This is a genomic window from Frateuria sp. YIM B11624 (assembly GCF_049727805.1).
Taxonomy (GTDB): Bacteria; Pseudomonadota; Gammaproteobacteria; order Xanthomonadales; family Rhodanobacteraceae; genus Frateuria_A.
On sequence record NZ_JBCNYA010000021.1, the window covers coordinates 16,928 to 34,017 of the forward strand.

The 17,090-nt window shown below is 70.0% G+C and carries 19 protein-coding genes; 10 read left to right on the forward strand and 9 right to left on the reverse strand.

Going from position 1 to position 17,090, the window contains the following annotated elements; genetic code table 11:
- Positions 1–11 precede the first annotated feature (11 nt).
- Positions 12–1,613, reverse strand: coding sequence for an MFS transporter (locus AAIL17_RS11820; protein WP_424683043.1), 1,602 nt, complete (start codon positions 1,611–1,613; stop codon positions 12–14).
- 330 nt (positions 1,614–1,943) lie between these two features.
- Between AAIL17_RS11820 and AAIL17_RS11825 the strand changes: the two genes are divergently transcribed.
- Positions 1,944–2,168: a hypothetical protein gene (locus AAIL17_RS11825; protein WP_424683044.1), complete on the forward strand. Its 225-nt coding sequence runs from the start codon at positions 1,944–1,946 to the stop codon at positions 2,166–2,168.
- Between the two features lie 86 nt (positions 2,169–2,254).
- On the opposite strand, the gene AAIL17_RS11830 is transcribed toward AAIL17_RS11825, so the two are convergent.
- The 4 genes from AAIL17_RS11830 to AAIL17_RS11845 all read right to left on the reverse strand — a co-directional run bounded on the left by AAIL17_RS11830 (position 2,255) and on the right by AAIL17_RS11845 (position 6,609).
- Positions 2,255–2,587: a hypothetical protein gene (locus AAIL17_RS11830; RefSeq protein WP_424683045.1), complete on the reverse strand. Its 333-nt coding sequence runs from the start codon at positions 2,585–2,587 to the stop codon at positions 2,255–2,257.
- A 190-nt stretch (positions 2,588–2,777) separates the two neighbouring features.
- A complete protein-coding gene (locus tag AAIL17_RS11835) occupies positions 2,778–4,394 on the reverse strand; it encodes an alpha/beta hydrolase-fold protein (RefSeq protein WP_424683046.1) in 1,617 nt (538 codons plus the stop codon).
- A gap of 11 nt (positions 4,395–4,405) precedes the next feature.
- Positions 4,406–5,323 carry an arginine deiminase-related protein gene (locus AAIL17_RS11840; protein ID WP_424683047.1) on the reverse strand — a complete coding sequence of 306 codons (918 nt, stop codon included), beginning with the start codon at positions 5,321–5,323 and terminating at the stop codon, positions 4,406–4,408.
- A gap of 29 nt (positions 5,324–5,352) precedes the next feature.
- Complete coding sequence (locus AAIL17_RS11845; RefSeq protein ID WP_424683048.1) at positions 5,353–6,609, reverse strand: MFS transporter; 1,257 nt, start codon at positions 6,607–6,609, stop codon at positions 5,353–5,355.
- A 133-nt stretch (positions 6,610–6,742) separates the two neighbouring features.
- On the opposite strand from AAIL17_RS11845, the gene AAIL17_RS11850 reads away from it, so the two are divergent.
- Complete coding sequence (locus AAIL17_RS11850; RefSeq protein ID WP_424683049.1) at positions 6,743–7,045, forward strand: DUF3247 family protein; 303 nt, start codon at positions 6,743–6,745, stop codon at positions 7,043–7,045.
- A 1-nt stretch (position 7,046) separates the two neighbouring features.
- Here the strand turns inward: AAIL17_RS11850 and AAIL17_RS11855 are convergent, their stop codons facing one another.
- A complete protein-coding gene (locus AAIL17_RS11855; RefSeq protein WP_424683050.1) occupies positions 7,047–8,849 on the reverse strand; it encodes an FAD-dependent oxidoreductase in 1,803 nt (600 codons plus the stop codon).
- A 167-nt stretch (positions 8,850–9,016) separates the two neighbouring features.
- Here AAIL17_RS11855 and AAIL17_RS11860 point away from each other — a divergent pair, with 167 nt between their 5' ends.
- From AAIL17_RS11860 to AAIL17_RS11870, 3 genes are all read left to right on the forward strand, one after another.
- Positions 9,017–9,898, forward strand: coding sequence for a LytTR family DNA-binding domain-containing protein (locus tag AAIL17_RS11860; RefSeq protein WP_424683051.1), 882 nt, complete (start codon positions 9,017–9,019; stop codon positions 9,896–9,898).
- 87 nt (positions 9,899–9,985) lie between these two features.
- Positions 9,986–10,702 carry a hypothetical protein gene (locus AAIL17_RS11865; protein ID WP_424683052.1) on the forward strand — a complete coding sequence of 239 codons (717 nt, stop codon included), beginning with the start codon at positions 9,986–9,988 and terminating at the stop codon, positions 10,700–10,702.
- Between the two features lie 63 nt (positions 10,703–10,765).
- Positions 10,766–11,200: a DUF6491 family protein gene (locus AAIL17_RS11870; RefSeq protein ID WP_424683053.1), complete on the forward strand. Its 435-nt coding sequence runs from the start codon at positions 10,766–10,768 to the stop codon at positions 11,198–11,200.
- 88 nt (positions 11,201–11,288) lie between these two features.
- Here AAIL17_RS11870 and AAIL17_RS11875 read toward each other — a convergent pair whose 3' ends face one another.
- The 3 genes from AAIL17_RS11875 to AAIL17_RS11885 form a co-directional block, all read right to left on the reverse strand.
- A complete protein-coding gene (locus AAIL17_RS11875; RefSeq protein WP_424683054.1) occupies positions 11,289–12,110 on the reverse strand; it encodes a ferritin-like domain-containing protein in 822 nt (273 codons plus the stop codon).
- Positions 12,111–12,233: 123 nt separating this feature from the next.
- Positions 12,234–12,650 (reverse strand): universal stress protein, encoded by a 417-nt coding sequence (locus tag AAIL17_RS11880; RefSeq protein WP_424683055.1) that lies wholly within the window; start codon positions 12,648–12,650, stop codon positions 12,234–12,236.
- Between the two features lie 42 nt (positions 12,651–12,692).
- Positions 12,693–13,562: a YihY/virulence factor BrkB family protein gene (locus AAIL17_RS11885; protein WP_424683056.1), complete on the reverse strand. Its 870-nt coding sequence runs from the start codon at positions 13,560–13,562 to the stop codon at positions 12,693–12,695.
- Positions 13,563–13,718: 156 nt separating this feature from the next.
- Between AAIL17_RS11885 and AAIL17_RS11890 the strand changes: the two genes are divergently transcribed.
- From AAIL17_RS11890 to AAIL17_RS11910, 5 genes are all read left to right on the forward strand, one after another.
- The gene (locus tag AAIL17_RS11890) at positions 13,719–14,174 is read left to right on the forward strand and encodes a hypothetical protein (protein WP_424683057.1); all 456 of its coding nucleotides are present in this window, start codon (positions 13,719–13,721) and stop codon (positions 14,172–14,174) included.
- 116 nt (positions 14,175–14,290) lie between these two features.
- Positions 14,291–14,824 carry a peroxiredoxin gene (locus AAIL17_RS11895; protein WP_424683058.1) on the forward strand — a complete coding sequence of 178 codons (534 nt, stop codon included), beginning with the start codon at positions 14,291–14,293 and terminating at the stop codon, positions 14,822–14,824.
- Positions 14,824–15,282 carry a hypothetical protein gene (locus AAIL17_RS11900; RefSeq protein WP_424683059.1) on the forward strand — a complete coding sequence of 153 codons (459 nt, stop codon included), beginning with the start codon at positions 14,824–14,826 and terminating at the stop codon, positions 15,280–15,282. The genes AAIL17_RS11895 and AAIL17_RS11900 overlap by 1 nt, the downstream gene beginning before the upstream one ends.
- Positions 15,283–15,348: 66 nt before the next feature.
- Positions 15,349–16,164 carry an energy transducer TonB gene (locus AAIL17_RS11905; protein WP_424683060.1) on the forward strand — a complete coding sequence of 272 codons (816 nt, stop codon included), beginning with the start codon at positions 15,349–15,351 and terminating at the stop codon, positions 16,162–16,164.
- 70 nt (positions 16,165–16,234) lie between these two features.
- Positions 16,235–16,984, forward strand: a complete 750-nt coding sequence (locus AAIL17_RS11910) for a DUF2884 family protein (RefSeq protein WP_424683061.1) — start codon at positions 16,235–16,237, stop codon at positions 16,982–16,984.
- Positions 16,985–17,090 lie beyond the last annotated feature (106 nt).

Sequence of the window (17,090 nt, forward strand, 5' to 3'; positions counted from 1 at the left end):
CCTGCCGACCCCTACTCGGACAGCACCTGCTGGATCGCCTCCAGCCCATGCCCGCGCGTTTCGATCCCGCGCCGCGCCAGCAGCCAGGCCGCCAGCCCCATCGGCAGCGCGATCAGCAGCGCCGACAGCATGAAGTGCTCGAACAGTCCGAACACGCCCAGCAGCGCGCCGAGGATGCCGCCCAGCTTGGAGCTGCCGGCGATCAACCCGGACCCGGTGCTGCGCAGGTGCACCGGGTAGATCTCCGCGGCATACGGGATCAGCGTCGCGATCACGCCGCTGATGCTGAGCAGCAGCGCCACCGTAGCGGCGGTGGTCAGCCCATTCGAACGCAGCCCCATCCAGCCGATCGCGAAGAACAGCAGCAGCGATGCCGCCGTCAGCGCGATGAACAGCACCAGCGTGCGGATGCTGCTCCAGCGCTGGTAGCAGGCCACAACAACCGCGATGCCCGGCAGCGCGAGTACCGCCGAGCGTGCCAGCAACGCGGCGCTGGCCTGCGCATCGACGCCGAGCGTGACCAGGTTGGCCGGCAGCCACAGCAGGAAGCCGAAGTTGGCCAATCCCCAGGCCACCGCGCAGACCATCAGGCCCCAGGTGATCGCCGCATGCCGCCCGCGCAGCAACTGGCGCATGCCGATGCGCGCGGCGCCGTGCGCGTGCGCCTCCGCCGGCAACGGCGCCGCCTCGCGCACCGGCGGCTGGTCGCCGGAAAACCTGCGCAGCACCTCGCGCGCCTGCGCTTCCAGCCCGGCCAGGGCCAGGAAGCGCGGCGACTCGGGAATGTAGCGGTTGAGCAGCACGATCAGTGCGCCGGTAGGCAGGTTGAGCAGCCACAGCGCGCGCCAGCTGTAGGCCGGTTCGAACAGCGTCGCCGCGCCCGAGGCGAGCAGGTAGCCGGCCGAGGTGCCGACGCCGCCGAGCGCCACCAGCAGCCAGCCGCGATGCGCGGTCGGAATGGTCTCGGCCATCAGCGTGAAGGTGATCGGCAGCATGCCGCCGGCGGCCGCGCCCATCATGAAGCACATCACCAGGTTCCAGCCGAACGAGGGCATCGCGCCGCAGATCGAGGTGCCCATGAACATCAGCGCCGAGAGCAGGATGGTGGCGCGCCGGCCGAACAGGTCGCCCAGGCGCCCCCACACGACCGAACCGACCGTGGTGCCGATCAGCGCCGAGAGCGCCAGCAGTCCACCGGTGGCCGCGCTGATGCCGTACTCGGCCGACATGCCCGGCATCACGAAGCCGATCGTCGCCGGCTTCATCACGTCCACCGCCAGCGCCATGGTCAGCACGCCCACCAGCTTCCAGTGCTCGCGGTTGAGCGGCACGTGGTCGGCCACGTGAAACGGCAGCGGGCTGGTATCGGCGTGCAGCGTGCGGCGCATCTGCGCCAGCCGCGGCATCAGGCCGTAGCCGGCCAGCAGCACGCCCAGCGGCACCAGCGCCATGCCGGTGAGCATCAGGTTGTCCATCGGCATGCCGGCCAGGCGGTAGTGCATCGGCGCGGCCATCGCCAGCATCGGCAGGTGCGCCAGCACGCCGGCGATCACGCAGGCGCAGCCGGACCAGAAGGCGACCGGGTGGTGGAAGGTGACGCTGTTGGAGGACATGGGCAGAGAGGTGGCGACGAACGCCCAAGCTTACCCCGCACCCGACGCCATGCTGCGAGATGACCTCTCATTCTCCCCTCCAGGAGGCTCGGGCGAGGGGCGCTCGGGCGACGGACTACCGTGTGCGTGCCGCCTTTTTGCGGCGTGGAGGCAGGGACCATCTCTCGGCGAGCCCCGGCCCCTCACCCAAACCCTCTCTCCGCAAGGGAGTAGGCTTCAAGGCGCAGGCACGAGGCTTCGGGGCGCACGCGCAAAGTGAACGGGCCTTTCGCGCGCCGCGTACGGCGGTCTTTCGATACTGCGGGCACACGCAGCCAGACGCAGGTTCATATGTTTTCGTCGATCAAGGGCGCCGGCGCGCCCATTACCGATGCGCTCCGCGAACGCGCGGACTGGTTCCTCAACGGTCCGCCCGGCGAGCCGGAACATCCGCAGCAGGATCCGCCACCTCCGCCGCCTCGCGATCCCATCGATCCGGGCCGTCCGCAGCAGCCGGAGGTGCCGCCGATCGATCCGCACACGCCGACGGTGCCGGAGCCGCACATGTGGGCATGAACCGGGAGGGTCTTTCGCAGGAACGGCCCTCACCCTGACCCTCGCCCGAAAGGGCGAGGGTAGCCAGAGTGCGTCCCGGCTTGCGCCTAGTCCTCGTCGCTGCGCAGCAGCCTGCGCAGCAGCAGGAACGCGCCGACCGTGCCGGCCACCACCGCGACCGTGGCCACCGGATGCCGGCTGGCATGGCGGCGCATGCGGCGGTACTGGTAGCTGGCCTCGTCGGCCAGGTCCTCGGCCATGTGCGAGAGCTGCTTGCCGTAGCCGGTGCCGCGGCGGCCCAGGCGCGTGGTCATGCGGCGGCCACGCTCGATCAGGTTGTTGGCCGTGTCGGCCGTGCCGTTGGCGTACTGGCGCACGCGGTCGCGCACGCGCTCGCTGGCGCCGTCGAAGCGCTGTTCGATATCGCGGGTTCGGTTCATGGTGCCTCCTGTGCGTCGAGGCCCCAGCCTGACGGCCGCGGCGTGAGAGAGGCGTCGAAAATGCGGTGCGGGATTCAGGCTTGCCTCACCGGGCGGAGCCGTCCGCCGGCGTGCTGCTGCCGCCTCCGGCTGGCTGGCTTCGCGAGGATGCGCCAGCCACGCCCGCGGCCATGCGAGCGCGGCCGCAGACTCAGTAGCGCCAGCTGCTGCGGTCCGCACCGGCCGGCGCATGGCTGTCGATGTAGCGGGTCACCGTATCGATCAGCTCCTTGCCGCGCGGTCCCCAGCAGTGCGGCGCCATCGGCTGGTAGGTGATCGTCCCGCGGAAGGCCGGGTTGTGCGCGTCCTTCAGGAACGCGTCCATCGCGCGCACGCCCATGTTGAGGTTGTAGGTGTCGGCGTCGCCGACGTAGATGTGGATCTTGTCGGTCAGCTTCGGCCCCAGCGTAGCCCACTGCGACTGCAGCAGGTGACGCAGGTCGAAGTGCGCCTTCCAGTACTGCGCGACTTCGTGGTCGATCACGCCAGTGCGCTTGTCCCAAAGCCGCTGCGGGTAGCCGTCGGCGCCGACCGGGCCAAAGGCCGCCTCCCAGATGTCCCACTGGCCGCCGGAACGGCTGTGGTCGCCCACGGCCAGCTCGTACCAGTTCTCGTCCTTCATCATCGCCTCGACGTTGCCGTCGGGCTGGCGCGTGTCCACGCGCTCGACCTTCACCCAGCCCTTGTCCAGCCAGTAGGCGTTGGCGTCGTCGTAGATGTTCACCACCTGGTGGTGGCGGAAATCCAGCGCGTCGGGGCAGGAGGCGAAGGTGGCTCCGTAGAAGTCGGGGTGGAAGATCATCTGCGCCATCGCGATCCAGCCGCCGGTCGAGCCGCCTTCGAGGATGCGCGCCCACGGCTGGTCGATGATGCGGAAGCGCTTTTCCACCTGCGGCAGCAGCTCCTGGTGGATGGCGTCGTCGTAGGGGCCCTCGTTGGCCGAGTTCACCGCGTAGGAATCGTCGTAGTAGGGCGAGGGGTGCTGCAGGCTGACCATGATGTAGCGCGGCGTGCCGTCGGCCAGCCAGTAGTCGCGGAAGTCCGATTTCGGGCGATCGAAGCCGCCCGGCGCGCGGGTGGAGAAATGACCCTGCTCGTAGATCACCGGGTAGCGCACGCCCGGGTGCTTGTCGTAGTCCTTCGGCAGCAGCACGGTGGCGCCCAGATAGATCGGATGGCCCCACCAGGCGCTCAGCAGCTTGCTCTTGATGCGGAAGCGCTTGACGTAGGGCGTGTCCTTCGGGAACGCGATCGGCGGGATGACCTGGTCGGCGACCAGCGCCACCGGCTTCGGCGATGCCGGGTCGTAGTGCACCTTCACCGGCTTGCCGTAGAGGTTGCCCGGCGAACGCTTGAAGTCCTGGCCTTCCCACTGGTCCATGTGCAGCCACACGGTATGCCCGTCGGCGCGCTTGAACTCGGTATAGACATTGACGAAGGGCTGCATCCAGTAGTCGCCCGCCGGCAGCTGGCGAAGACTGGTGAGGGGAGCACCGAAATCGTCCGCGTCGATGGTCGCGGCCTGGCCGGGCGCCAGCGCGCTGACGTCGTGGCCGAACAGCGGCACGCCGGTGATGTCGGTCTGCTCGATCGGCGGCTTGTCGTTGCTGCGGCTGATCGCGACGTAGACGCGCCCGGTGATCGGCTGCGCATGCGCCCTGGCGCTGAAGCTGACCTGGATGGAAGGCCCCTGCGTCGCGCGCGCGGCGGGCAGGGCGGCGAGGGCGAGCAGGCTGGCGCCGGCAAGGCGCAGGAAGGTCAGGGTCATCGGTGTCGTCCTTAGAAGATTTCCGCCACGCAGCAGCGCAGGCTGCCACCCGCTTTCTCGATCTCGTCCAGCTCGACCGCGCCGAGGCGGAAACCCCAGCCGGCCAGCGCCTGGCGTTGGGCGTCGGTCAACGCATTCGCGGCCGCGGCGCTCATCCACACCCGGTCGTCGGCCAGCGCGATCGCGTTGCCGGCGAAGGCCTGTTTCTGCGCCGGCGTGAGCCACAGCGCGCGCTCGCCGTAGGCCCGGGCGATCGCCCGCGGCACGGCGGCCTCGGCGAACCCGTCGGGCGCGAGGATCGCCGCGCGGCCGGCCAGCAGCGCCAGCACCACGTTGGTGTGGTATTCGCCCGTGGCCAGCGGGAAGCAGAAGGTCAGGCGCAGGCCGAACGCTTCGTGCATGGCGCGCGCGCCGGCCTCGTCGCAACGTTCGGACAGGCCGCAGTAGCCGATGCCGCGGGCGCGGTCGATCACCAGCGCGCCGGTCAGTTCGGCCACGCAGTCGTTGCGCGAGGACAGGTCGATCTCCTCGTAGCCCAGCACCCGGGCGAAGAACTCGCGCACGTCGCGGCGCTCCGCCTCGCGCCGGCGCACCGCGTGGCGCATGCGCCCCACCACCAGCCGGCCCGGCGCGGTGGCGAACACGTTGTTGGGGAACACCGCGTCGGGCGTGGTGGCGTCGCCCGGAAAGGTGACCACCGGGCAGTCGGCGCGCAGCGCCTGCGCCAGCGCCGCGTGCTGGGCCAGTGCGCGCAGCGGGTCGACGCGTTCGTCCATGTCCATGTAGCGGTTGTCGCTGGCCGATTCGGCGGCCAGCGCGAACTCCGCCGGCGCGAGCAGGAAAGCCGCACGCGCCGTGGCGCGGGCGTCCGGCAGCGGCGGCAGGGCCGCGAAGGCGTCGAGGAAAGCGTCGGGCGAGCGGATGATCACGACAGGCTCCCGGGGGGGGACGCTCCATGTTAAAGCGTCTTGGCGGCCGTCTCCTCGGCTGCGCCGATCGCCTCCGGCTCGACGTGCAGCCGCTGGCGCCGGCGCAGGCCCGGGAACATGCCCATCCACAGCCCCACCACCAGCAGCGTGCCGACGCCGCCCACCACCGCGGCGCCCACCGCGCCCAGCCAGGCCGCGACCAGGCCCGACTCGAACTCGCCCAACTGGTTGGAGGTGTTGATGAAGATCGAGTTGACCGCATTGACCCGCCCGCGCATGGCATCGGGCGTGTCCAGCTGCACCATCGAGCCGCGGATCACCATGCTCACCATGTCGAACGCGCCGCCGGCAAACAGAGCGACGAGCGACAGCCACATCCACGAGGACAGCGCGAACACCAGCGTGGCCACGCCGAAGCCGGCCACCGAGCCGAACATGATCATGCCCACGCGGCGGGTAAGGTCGTGCCGCGCCAGGACGAACGACATCAAGAGCGCGCCCACCGCCGGCGCCGCGCGCAGCAGGCCCAGGCCCCACGGGCCGGTGTGCAGGATGTCCTTGGCAAAGATCGGCAGCAGCGCGGTCGCCCCGCCGAACAGCACGGCGAACAGGTCCAGCGAGATCACGCCGAGTACGTCCTTGCGCTCGCGGATGAAGTGCACGCCGGCGAACAGCGACTTGAGCGTGGCCGGTTCGCGCTTCGGCGGGCTCTGCTCGTAGCGCAGCAGCGCCATCAGCGTGGCGGCGACCAGGTACAGTCCCGCGGCCGTGGCGTACACCGCGCCGGGGCCGGCCACGTAGAGCAGGCCGCCCACCGCCGGCCCCAGCACCATCGCCATCTGGAAGGCCGAGCCGCTCACCGCCACCGCGCGCGGCAGGATCGCCGGCGGCACCAGCGCCGGCAGCAACGAGGACATCGAAGGCGACTCGAACGCCTTGGCCGTGCTGATCACGAACACCAGCGCCAGGATGCCCAGCTCGTCGATGCGGTGCAGGAAGCTCAGCAGCGCCAGCAGGACGATCGCGCACCACTCGACCACCTGGCCGGTCAGCACCACGCGGCGACGCTCGAACTGGTCGGCCACGTGCCCGGCCGGCAGCGCCAGCAGCACCGAGGGAAAGAACTGCACCAGGCCGATCAGGCCCAGGTCCAGCGCACGGCTGGTGATCGCGTAGATCTGCCAGGCCACCGCCACCGAGAGCATCTGGAAACCGAAGCCCGAGGCGATGCGGGCGAACCAGAACTGCACGAACGCGCGGTGCTTGAGCAGCGAATCGGTGGGCATGGGGATTCCCGGGGGTGAAGGCGGAATTATCGCCGCAGGCGGGATCGGCGCACGAGCCGCCCGTCGCGGGTTTCACGGCTGCTTGCCCATTGCCGCCCTAGGTTCGTCCCATCGCCGCAGCAGGAGACGCGCCATGGGCCGCCAGGCCGAACACGTCTACACCGACCAGCCCACCATCGCCCGCTTCAACGGCCTGGTCGAGCACCTGCAGAACGGCGCGCGGGTGCGCCTGCACCTGGCCGACGGCAGCACCTGCGACGGCGTGGTGGCCGCCCGCCCGACCGTGCAGGAATACTTCGACGGCGACGGCAACGAGGGCAGCAACGGCGTGGTGCATCTGGAACGGCCAGGCATCTCCGAATGGAAGCGCTACGTGTGGTTCGACCAGATCGAGCGGATCGAGCACGTCGACGCGGACGCGCCGTCGTGGTCTTGAGCTATCCGGCGCGCGTGAAGCCGCCCTCGTCCCAGCCCTCGCTGCCCACCCCGTGGTGCACGAAGAACAGGCCTTCCGGGTCGTAGCGGCGCTTGGCGCGCAGGAGGCGCGCATAGTTCGTCCCCCAGAAACCCTGTTGCCAGTCGCGCAGGAAATAGTCGCTCTCGGACACGTAGGAACCGGCGTCGGGCGCTACCGCGCGCAGCGCGTCCATCGCCTGGTCGATCGCGGCAGCGTTGCGCCGCGCCTGCGCCAGGTCGGGCGCGGGCATGCCCGGAAAGGCCGGGCCGCTGCCGTCGGCGCAGATCGCCAGTGCGAAGGCGTCGGCCACCTGCGGATTCATGGCGGTGTCGCGCGTGCGTGCGATCGCGCCGGGTTCGCCGCCGGCCATGCCCTTGTTGAAATGCAGTTCGAAGGCATGCCGGCGCGAAGCGGCGAACAGCGCGTCGGCCAAGGCCGGTTGCCGCCCGGGCGCCAGCAACGCGGCCGGCAGCCAGGCCGACTGGTAGCCGTGGATGAACCAGCCGACCTGGCCGCGGTCGCCCTTCCACACCATGTGGTAGGAGGGTGTGCCGGGGCGGTCGTCGTTGACCATCAGTTGCGGCGCGTGCTGGCGGAAGAAGTCCGCGTCCCAGAAATGCCGCGCCGGCAACGCCAGCGTGCGCGGCGGCTCGGCGAAGCTGTAGTCGCCACGGGCGCGCACCCAGTCGAAGAACGGCTTCCATGCCTGCTCGGCCTGCGCCTGGGTCAGGCCCTGGAAGACCATCATGATCGAGAGCGTGTTGTCCGGGGCGAACGACATCTGCTCGCCCCAGTGCGGATTGAACAGCGCGTCCCGGTAGAACGCCACCGCGCGCGCCACCAGTGCCCGGAACGCCTGGTCGGACGAGGCCTTGATGGTGCCGAACATGGCGCCGAAGAACGGCGGCAGCTCGAACGTGCGCAGGGTCAGCCGGGTGACCACCCCCAGGCTGCCGCCGCCACCGCCCTTGAGGCCCCAGAACAGTTCCGGATGGGCATGCTCGTTGACCACGAGCACCGCGCCGTCGGCGGTGACCACCTCCGCTTCGAGCAGGTTGGACGCGGCCGTGCCGAAGCCCTTGGAGAAGCTGCCGAAGCCGCCGCTCTGCACCAGCCCCGCCACGCCCACCGTGGTGCAGCCGCCGCCCTGCACGTAGCGGCCGCCGAGCGTGGTCACCGCGTGGTAGACGTCGATCCACATCGCGCCGGCCTGCACGCTGACCGCTGGCAGCGGCGCCACCTTGCCCTCGCCGCCCTGCGGCACGAAGGCGTCGTGCAGGATCACCCGGTTCATCCGGCGCGGCCATACCAGCAGCGAGTCGGCCGCGTTGGAGGTGCCCTGGTAGCTGTGCCCGCCGCCCTTGACCACCAGCCGCAGCCGGTGCCGGCGCGCGAAATCCACCGCGGCGGCCACGTCGGCCGCCGACTCGGCGGCAACTGCGTACGCGCTGGGGCGGGAGGCCCAGGCGCCGGACCAGCCGCTGGTCTGGGTCAGTGCCGGGTCGTCGCCCAGCGCGAAGGGGTTGCGCAACTGCCGGGACGCCTGCGCATAGGCCGCCGTGCCCGGTCCGCCGGTAAAGGGCGATACCGGGGTGAGCAGCCGCCCGCCGACTGCACGCTTGAGCGCCTCCCACTCGGCCGGCGCCGGCCAGCCGGCCTGGCCGGGGCGCACCCGTGCGCGCAGCGCGCCGGCCACCGTGGCGGGCAGGGCCTGTGCGCCGCGCGCCAGCAGGGGCAGCAGCGGCAGGGTGAGGGCGGCTTTCAGCAGGTCGCGGCGTTTCATGGCGTCTCCTCCGTGGAAGGGCGACACCGTACGTCCCGCCGGCCGGCATCGCGAGAGGGAGAGTGACCGGCCGCCGGCACGCCGGGACGAATCGCGGGTCGCCGGGGACCAGCCGCGTGGGCAGCCCGCCTCGCGCCAGCCGAGGGTCGAGTCACTAGAATCACCGGATGCCTCCCACCGCCAGCCTCGACTACCGGGATTTCCAGCGCTGGCGCAAACCGGCCGAGATCGCGTTCTGGGTGCTGCTGGCGCTGCTCAACACCGTGTTCAACAGCATGGTGGCGCAGATCGACAACGCGCACACCGCCGCCTGGGAGCCGTGGGTGTGGGAGTGGACCAGCTCGCTGACGATCCTCGCGCTGGTGCCGGCGATCCTGGCCGTGGAGCGGCGCTGGCCGTTCCGCTTCGACACTTGGCGGCGCAGCCTGCCCTGGCACCTGCTGGCGACGGTGCCGTTCAGCCTGGTGCACGTGGGCGGCATGGTGGCGCTGCGCTCGCTGGTCTACGACCTCGCCGGCGCCGGGCGCTACCGCTACTACAGCCCGTGGTGGGAAAGCCTGGGCTACGAATACCTGAAGGACTTCCGCAGCTACTTCATCATCATCGCCCTCCTGTGCCTGTCACGGCTGTGGCTGGTGCGCTGGCAGGGCGAGGCGCGGCTGCTGTCGGCGCCCGACGAGGGCCCGCCGGTGGAACCGGTGGAGCGGCCCGAGCGCTTCCTGGTGCGCAAGGTCGGCAAGGAGTTCCTGCTCAACGCGCGCGAGATCGAGTGGCTGCAGGCCGCGGGCAACTACGTGAACCTGCACGTGCACGGGCGCGACTACCCGCTGCGCACCACCATGGCGGCGATCGAGGAGCGGCTGGATCCGGCGCGCTTCGTGCGCGTGCACCGCAGCTATTTCGTCAACCTCGACTTCCTGGCCGAGATCGAGCCGCTGGACACCGGCGACGCACGGCTGAAGCTGCGCGACGGTGCCGCCATCCCGTGCAGCCGGCGCTACCGCGCGCAATTGCGCGAACGCTTCGGCGAGGCGCCGGCGACGGCCTGAGCGGTTTCCCCTCGAAGGTGCCCTGTGCTTGCACGGTCCGCCCGCCCGCTCCACGCTAGGGCCTTTCCCTCGCCAAGGAGCGCGCCGATGAAGCTGACTTTCCACCCATCCGTGGCCGTGCTGTGCGGCGTGCTGGCGCTGGCCGGCTGCAACTCGCAGGACCAGGAGCAGGCAGCGGCGCCGGCGGCCACGGCGCAGAACGACGAAGCCGCGCGCAAGCTCGATACCTACCGCCAGTTGCAGCGCATCCACAACGACGAGATGACTGTGACCATGGGCCACGACATCCTCGACCGTTACCCGGACAGCGCCGCCGCGAAGGAAGTCGAGCAGACCCTGCCGGCGATCGAGAAGCGCTGGAAGACCGAGAGCGAGAAGCGCCGCCTCGATGCGTTGTGGAGCTACCAGGTCTCGCCGATGCAGGGCGGCACCCAGTCGACCGCCACCATCTATTCCAGCCAGCCCTCCGGCAACGACCGCGTGCGGCTGGTGCTGCGCCGGCATACCGAGTGGGGCCAGAACGCATTCCTGTACGGCGGCGGTCACGGCTTCGTCTGCCGCGGCAACTGCACGCTCCACGCCACCTTCGACGGCAAGGAGCACGGCATCAAGGCCTTCGCGCCTTCCACCGGCGAGCCGGCACTGATGATCCGCGACGACAAGGACTTCATCGCGCGCCTGCAGAAGACCAAAAAAATCACCATGGACGTGACCTTCGCGGATGGCGAGAAGGAGGCCACGCTGGTGTACGAGGTGGGCGGCTTCGATCCGGCCAAGTGGAAAGCCCTGCCGAAGAAGAAGTAGCGGTAAACCGCGCGGAGCCAGGCGCGTTGCCGGGCATGTCCCTCACCCCGCAAGGAGAGTCCCATGTCGTGCAAGTCCATGCTGTTGGCGGGCGTCGCGGCGGTGCTGCTGGCCGGTTGCGCGAGCGTGCCGCGCGCGGAACGCCTGTCGCAGCGCCAGGCGGCCTATGCGGCGGCCGCCGGTGCGCCGGTGAACAGCTTCCGTTTCTTCACCCAGCTGTGGTCCTGGGAAGACCTGGGTCCGGACCAGGTGGTCGTCTACACCAAGCCGAAGGAGGCCTGGCTGCTCGACGTGCCCGGCTGCCTCGAGCTGCCGTTCGCCAACGCGATCGGGCTGACCTCGAACCTCAATCAGGTCTCGATCAACTTCGACAAGGTCATCACCGGCCGCAACAACATCCCCTGCACGATCCAGCGGATCCGCCCGGTCGACGTCAGCAGGCTCAAGGCCGTGCAGCAGCAACAGCGCCAGATCAAGACCGAACCGCGCCCGTCCTGAAACCTTGCGCCCCGTAGGGTGGGCTTCAGCCCACCAGCCCCTGTCCCGCGGGCGAGCGGTGGGCTGAAGCCCACCCTACGCTTCGCGCTCAGTTGAGGAACAGCTTCTCCGCCAGCTTCGCCAGCGGCTTCTCCAGCGCTCCCTGCAGCCGCGGCGGGAAGTCCAGCGGCTTGAGCAGCATCTTCACCGTCATCTCCGCCGGGATGTGCCGGCGCAACAGGTCCTGCGCCTTGCCGGCGACGCGGCGGAACGCCTCGCGGTTGCCCTTGTGCTGCGGGTAGCACTGCTCGAACACGTGCCGCAGCGCGATGTCGCTGTCCTCGCTGCGGATCTCGTTGACCCGCTTGAGCACCGCGCGGAACACCTTGTAGCGCCCCAGCCCCTCGTTCTCGCGGTAGCGCCGGAAGTGCTGGTAGAAGTACTTGAAGTGGCGTACCTCGTCGCTCTTGATGTAGCCGGTGAGCTGCTTGAGCACCGGCTCGTCGGTGATCTCGTGCAGCGCGCGGTACAGGCTGGCGGTGCCGGTCTCGACCACGCAGCGCGCGGCCAGCTCCAGCCCGCGGCTGGCTTCCAGTTCCTCGGCGGTGCACACCGCGCCGTACTCGGTCCAGAACGCGGCGAAGCCCTTGTCCCAGTCGAACTCCGGCCACACCGCGCGCACGTACGCGGCCAGCGCGCGGCCGTGCTGAAGCTCCTCGTGTTCCCAGTGCTGGCTGAGCCAGGTCTGCAGTTCCTCGTCGCCGTTGAAGTGCGCGACCAGGTTGTGCGTGTAGAGGTCCGAGCCGCTCTCGACGAAGGACGAGCTGCACAGCAGCAGGAACAGATCCTCGTTGTGCCGCACGCGGGAGCGGTCGATGCCCGACAGGTCGAGGCTCTCCAGCGTCCAGGGCAGCGATGGGGCGTAGCTCACGCGGAAGTCCTGTTTCAGAGGCGCGGCTTCAGTTCGCGCACGTGACGAAGGTATGACGGACAGCATACGGCTTCGTGACGCGGACGGATTAACCCAGCCCGACCCCGCGGTCCAGGGTCGCGTTCAGCGCACCACCGTCACCGGCACGTGCGCGCGCGCCAGCACGTCGCCGGAGACCGAGCCGAGCAGCCAGCGCGCGAGCGCGCCGCGTTCGGTATGGCCGATCACGATGTGGTCGATGCCATGCTGCTGCACCTGGCTGAGCAGCACGTCGCCGGGGCTGCCGTGGGTCACTTCCACGTCCACCAGCGAATGGGCGTCCGGCTCCATGGCGAGCAGTTCGTCGAGCAGTTCCTGGGCGCGGTGGGCGCCGGAGTCGGCCATCATCAGCGCGCAGGCGTCGGCGCCGCCTTCGGTCACCTGCAGCACCGACACCACCCGCACGCGGCCCTGGCCGCAGCGCGCGAACGCGACGGCCGTCTGGAACGCCTGCTGCGAGGAAGCCGAACCGTCGTAGCCGACCAGGATGTGCTTGAACATGGCGCTCCTCCGTTGCGCGGTGGCCCGATTATGCCGCGCCGGTCATCGATCGCACGGCTGCGTCACCTCGGCGTGCGCGTTGGGCCGGATCGGCACGCCGCGCACCTCGGCCACGTTCTGGGTCAGTTCCGCGCCGAGCAGCAGGATGACCACCGAGTAGTACACCCACACCAGCAGCACCACCACGCTGCCGGCCGGGCCGTAGGCGCCGCCCACGTTGCTGTGGCCGAGATAGAGGCTGATGCCGAACTTGCCGATGGCGAACAGCACCGCGGTGAAGGCGCCGCCGAGCAACGCGTCGCGCCAGTCGATGCGGGCGTCCGGCAGCACCTTGTAGATCGAGGCGAACACCAGTCCGAACAGCGCCAGCGAAACCAGCGCCTCGATCGCGTCCCACGCCACGGTGTCGTTGCGCACGAATACCGCGATCGCCGCACTGGCCACCAGCGAGATGATCAGCAGGAAGGCCAGCGTCAGCAGCAGGCCCAGCGCGTGCATGCGCGTGAGCAGCCAGCTGAAGATCGCATTGCGCGGCGCCGCCTGCAGGTTCCACACGCGGTTGATCGCCAGCTGCAACTGGGCGAACACGGTGGAGGCGGCGACCAGCGAGACCAGCAGGCCCAGGATGCCGGCCCAGTTGCCCAGTTGCGGGCGTTGCTCGGCATTGCTGATCACCAGCTTCACCGCATCGGAGGCGCGCGTGCCGACCAGGCTGTTGATCGAGCCGATGAGCTGCTGCTGCCAGTCCGGCTGCAGCGAGGTCACCAGCCACAGCAGCAGCACCAGCATCGGCGCGAAGGACAGCGCCGAATAGAAGGCCACCGCGGCGGCATGCGTCATCAGGTCGTCCTTGGCCGCGCCGCTGGCGGTGCCCTTGACGACCTTGACGGTGAATTGCCACAACGAGCGCATGCGCTGCCTCCGGGTCGGCCTGGCCCCAAGCATGGCCAGCGAGCCGCGCGGCGACCGTGAACGCGCGGCGCCGGCTTTGCTGGCGCTTCTTTCACTTTTGCCGGGCCAGACTCGACCGCAGCTTCAGGCGCCCCGGAAGGGGGAAAGGAGACAGCGATGAACAAGCGAATGACTGCCCTGGCGAGCCTGGCGCTGGCCGGCACCCTGCTGGCGGCGCTGCCCGCGGGCCAGGCGCGTGCCGACGAGCCGATGGTCAAGTGCGAGCTCCACTACAACCTGCAGGGTTGGTCGATCATCTACAAGCATGCCGAGGGAGCCGGCACGGTCACCTGCAACAACGGACAGAGCGCGGCGGTGAAGATCACCGTGGTCGGCGGCGGCCTCACCGCCGGCAAGTACCGCGTCGAGAACGGCAAGGGCGAGATCAGCAAGGTGCATGGCATCGACGAGGTGTTCGGCGACTACGTGCAGGCCGGCGCCGAGGCCGGCGTGGTCAAGAGCGCGCAGGCGCAGGTGCTGACCAAGGGCACCACCTCGCTGGCGCTGTCGGCCACCGGCCAGGGCATCAACCTGGGCGTGTCGGTCGGCAAGTTCACCATCGCCCGCCAGTAGGCTTTTCGTAGGGCGGGCTTCAGCCCGCCGGCCATCCGCTGGAAGCGGTGGGCTGAAGCCCACCCTACGGAAGGGACGCGGCGTAAACTCGACGGGCTTCCCCAAGGATTCCCGCCATGCGCCGCCACTTCCCGCTGTCCCTCGCGTTCGTGCTGTTCGCCGGCCTGCTCGCGCCGGCGTTCGCCGCCATGCCCCAGGCCGGCCAGCCGGCCCCGGCCTTCCACTTGCAAGACCAGCACGGCCACTGGCAGACGCCGGCCGACCACCACGGCCGCTGGCTGGTGCTGTACTTCTATCCGAAGGACTTCACCCCCGGCTGCACCACCGAGGTGTGCACCTTCCGCGACGACGTGCTGAAGCTGCGCAAGGCGGGTGCCGACGTGGTCGGCGTGAGCCTGGACGACGTCAAGTCGCACGCGGAATTCGCGAAGAAATACCACGTGCCGTTCCCGCTGCTGTCCGACGCCGACCGCAAGGTGGCCGAGGCTTACGGTGTGCTGGCGAGCCATGGCGACATGCACTATGCGAAGCGCACCACCTTCCTGATCGATCCCGAGGGGAACATCGCCAAGGTCTACCAGGACGTCGATCCGGAGAAGAACTCCGCCCAGGTGCTGGCCGACCTGGCCGCGCTGAAGGCGGCGTCCTGATGGTGGCGGTCGACCCTGCGGCAAGCTCACGCTTCGCCGCCTGGCGGGTGCTCACCTGGATCGTGCTGATCCTGGCGGCCTTGGGCGGCGTGCTGTACCTGCGCCACGGCGACTGGCCCTACCTGGCTGGTGCGTTCGCGGTGATCGTCGCCTGCGCCGGCTGCATCCTGCGCCACCCCTGGGCGCGCCAGGCGTTGCGCGTGGTCGCGCTGCTGCTGGCGTTGTGGGCGCTGGCCACCGGCGGCCTGATGCTGGCGCACTGGGGCCAGTTCGCCGACGCCCGCGCGCACGCGCTCGCCCAGCCGCAGCCGGAACTGCTGCTGCTGGTGATCGAACAGGCCCGCCGCAGCTTCCTGCTCGGCCTGGTGCTCAAGGCGCTGCTGGTGCCACTGCTGCTCTGGCTGGCCTGGCAACTGGGACGGCCGGCAGTGCGCGCGCAGTTCGTTGCGCACCGCTGATCCCGGGCGCACACTCCGCGCACCGAACCCAAGGGGAGAACAGGGATGAGGCGCTGGTTGGTAGGAATGGCGGGATGCCTGCTGGCGAGCGCGGCACTCGCCGGCGGCCCGAGTGCGGAGCAGAAGCAGGTCGAAGCGAGCATGGTGGTGACCGGGTCGATCGGGGTGACCCCGCAGGGAACGGTACACGCCTACGCGATCGACCATCCTGAAAAGCTGCCGCCGCTGATCGTCGACCTGATCGGCAAGAGCATCCCCGGCTGGACCTTCCAGCCGGTGCTGCGCGACGGCAAGCCGGTCGCCGCCAAGGCCAACATGAGCCTGCGCCTGGTTGCCCGGCCCGCGGGCGATGGCAAGTTCCAGATAGCCGTACGCAGTGCCTGGTTCGGCGACCCGGCCCAGGGCATCCGCCAGGAAAAGTCATCTCCGCCACGCTATCCGAGGCAGGCCATCCGCGGCCGCGTGGAGGGCACGGTCTACCTGGCCCTTCGCATCGACCGCCAGGGCAACGTCGCCGATGTGGCTGCGCGGCAGGTCGACCTGCGGGTGACCGAGGATGAGAACGAGATGAAGCATTGGCGTGACGTGTTCACCGAGGCCAGCGTGGATGCGGCGCGGGCATGGACCTTCACGCCTGCGGACGCGTCCGACCATGCGCCTTACCGCATCGCGATCGAGCCAGTGTCCTATGAACTCAGCAGCGGGCCTGTCGCGAAGAGGCCGGTGTACGGCCAGTGGGAAACCTATGTGCCCGGCCCGCTGGAACCAGTGCCGTGGTTCGATGCCGACCAGATGCTCGCCGGCGGTGTCGACGCCCTTCCCGGCGATGGCGTGTACGGAGCGCCCAGCCTGTCGCTGCTGACCCCGCTCGTCCACGACTGATCGCCCAGTTCAGCCGCGGTTGACACGCAGGCGGGTATCGCTTGACGTCCCTATGCCGGGACGGAATGCGATGCGCCTGCGGCTCCTCTTTGCCAGCCTGATGCTGGTCTCCTTGTCGGTCCTGCATGCGCAGGACCTGGCGGGTACCTGCCATGCCAGCAGCAGCTACGACCTGACGGTCAAGCCCGACAGCCTGATGTTCGACCGCCCGCAGCCGGCGCCCTTCCACGTTCAGGTCGCCGACGGCAGCCTGCGCACCGATGGCGCCGTGGTGCGGCTGCGCGCCGAGGACCAGGACCGCCTGGTGCTGTTCGAGCGCGAGCTGCGTGCGCTGGTGCCGCGCGTGCGCTCAGTGGCGGACGCGGGCGTGGACCTGGCCGTGCGCGCGGTGTACGAGGAGGCTGCCGGCATGCAACTGGCGCCCGCCACGCTGGCCGAACTCGACCGCCGGCTCGCCGCGCACGCGGCCGAACTCAAGCAGCGCATCGCGCAGAGCAACAGCACCCACGACTGGCAGGGTGATGCGGGGCAGCAACTCGCCGACCGCATCGGCGGCGACCTGGCGCCGCTGGTCGCCGCCGACCTGGGGCAGCAGGCACTCGCGGCCGCCATGAACGGCGACCTGGCCGAGGCCGCGCGCCTGCGCGACCAGGCGGCGGACCTGGCCACGCAACTGCAGCCGCGGTTGCAGCGCCGCATGCAGGCGCTGCGTCCGCAGGTGCTGGCGCTGTGCCCGGCGATTCGCCGCCTGGCGGATCTGCAACAGGGCGTGCGCGGTGCCGGTGGCCAGCCGATCGACCTGCTGCAGGTCGGCCCCTAGCTCCGGTCCCGGGTTTTCGAGGGGCGTGAACGGGTGCAGACCATCCCGAATGCCGCCTGACGGGCGTGCCGGCGCAGGCCGCCTCGTTGCCCGGAGTTAATCCGCG

Excerpts from the sequence above, each read along its gene's own strand:
- AAIL17_RS11855 (WP_424683050.1), bottom strand. The coding sequence starts at position 8,849 with ATGAAACGCCGCGACCTGCTGAAAGCCGCCCTCACCCTGCCGCTGCTG.
- AAIL17_RS11900 (WP_424683059.1), top strand. The coding sequence starts at position 14,824 with ATGGTGGCGGTCGACCCTGCGGCAAGCTCACGCTTCGCCGCCTGGCGG.
- AAIL17_RS11860 (WP_424683051.1), top strand. The coding sequence starts at position 9,017 with ATGCCTCCCACCGCCAGCCTCGACTACCGGGATTTCCAGCGCTGGCGC.
- AAIL17_RS11885 (WP_424683056.1), bottom strand. The coding sequence starts at position 13,562 with ATGCGCTCGTTGTGGCAATTCACCGTCAAGGTCGTCAAGGGCACCGCC.
- AAIL17_RS11820 (WP_424683043.1), bottom strand. The coding sequence starts at position 1,613 with ATGTCCTCCAACAGCGTCACCTTCCACCACCCGGTCGCCTTCTGGTCC.
- AAIL17_RS11865 (WP_424683052.1), top strand. The coding sequence starts at position 9,986 with ATGAAGCTGACTTTCCACCCATCCGTGGCCGTGCTGTGCGGCGTGCTG.
- AAIL17_RS11890 (WP_424683057.1), top strand. The coding sequence starts at position 13,719 with ATGAACAAGCGAATGACTGCCCTGGCGAGCCTGGCGCTGGCCGGCACC.
- AAIL17_RS11850 (WP_424683049.1), top strand. The coding sequence starts at position 6,743 with ATGGGCCGCCAGGCCGAACACGTCTACACCGACCAGCCCACCATCGCC.
- AAIL17_RS11845 (WP_424683048.1), bottom strand. The coding sequence starts at position 6,609 with ATGCCCACCGATTCGCTGCTCAAGCACCGCGCGTTCGTGCAGTTCTGG.
- AAIL17_RS11895 (WP_424683058.1), top strand. The coding sequence starts at position 14,291 with ATGCGCCGCCACTTCCCGCTGTCCCTCGCGTTCGTGCTGTTCGCCGGC.
- AAIL17_RS11835 (WP_424683046.1), bottom strand. The coding sequence starts at position 4,394 with ATGACCCTGACCTTCCTGCGCCTTGCCGGCGCCAGCCTGCTCGCCCTC.
- AAIL17_RS11825 (WP_424683044.1), top strand. The coding sequence starts at position 1,944 with ATGTTTTCGTCGATCAAGGGCGCCGGCGCGCCCATTACCGATGCGCTC.
- AAIL17_RS11910 (WP_424683061.1), top strand. The coding sequence starts at position 16,235 with ATGCGCCTGCGGCTCCTCTTTGCCAGCCTGATGCTGGTCTCCTTGTCG.
- AAIL17_RS11905 (WP_424683060.1), top strand. The coding sequence starts at position 15,349 with ATGGCGGGATGCCTGCTGGCGAGCGCGGCACTCGCCGGCGGCCCGAGT.
- AAIL17_RS11830 (WP_424683045.1), bottom strand. The coding sequence starts at position 2,587 with ATGAACCGAACCCGCGATATCGAACAGCGCTTCGACGGCGCCAGCGAG.
- AAIL17_RS11870 (WP_424683053.1), top strand. The coding sequence starts at position 10,766 with ATGTCGTGCAAGTCCATGCTGTTGGCGGGCGTCGCGGCGGTGCTGCTG.
- AAIL17_RS11880 (WP_424683055.1), bottom strand. The coding sequence starts at position 12,650 with ATGTTCAAGCACATCCTGGTCGGCTACGACGGTTCGGCTTCCTCGCAG.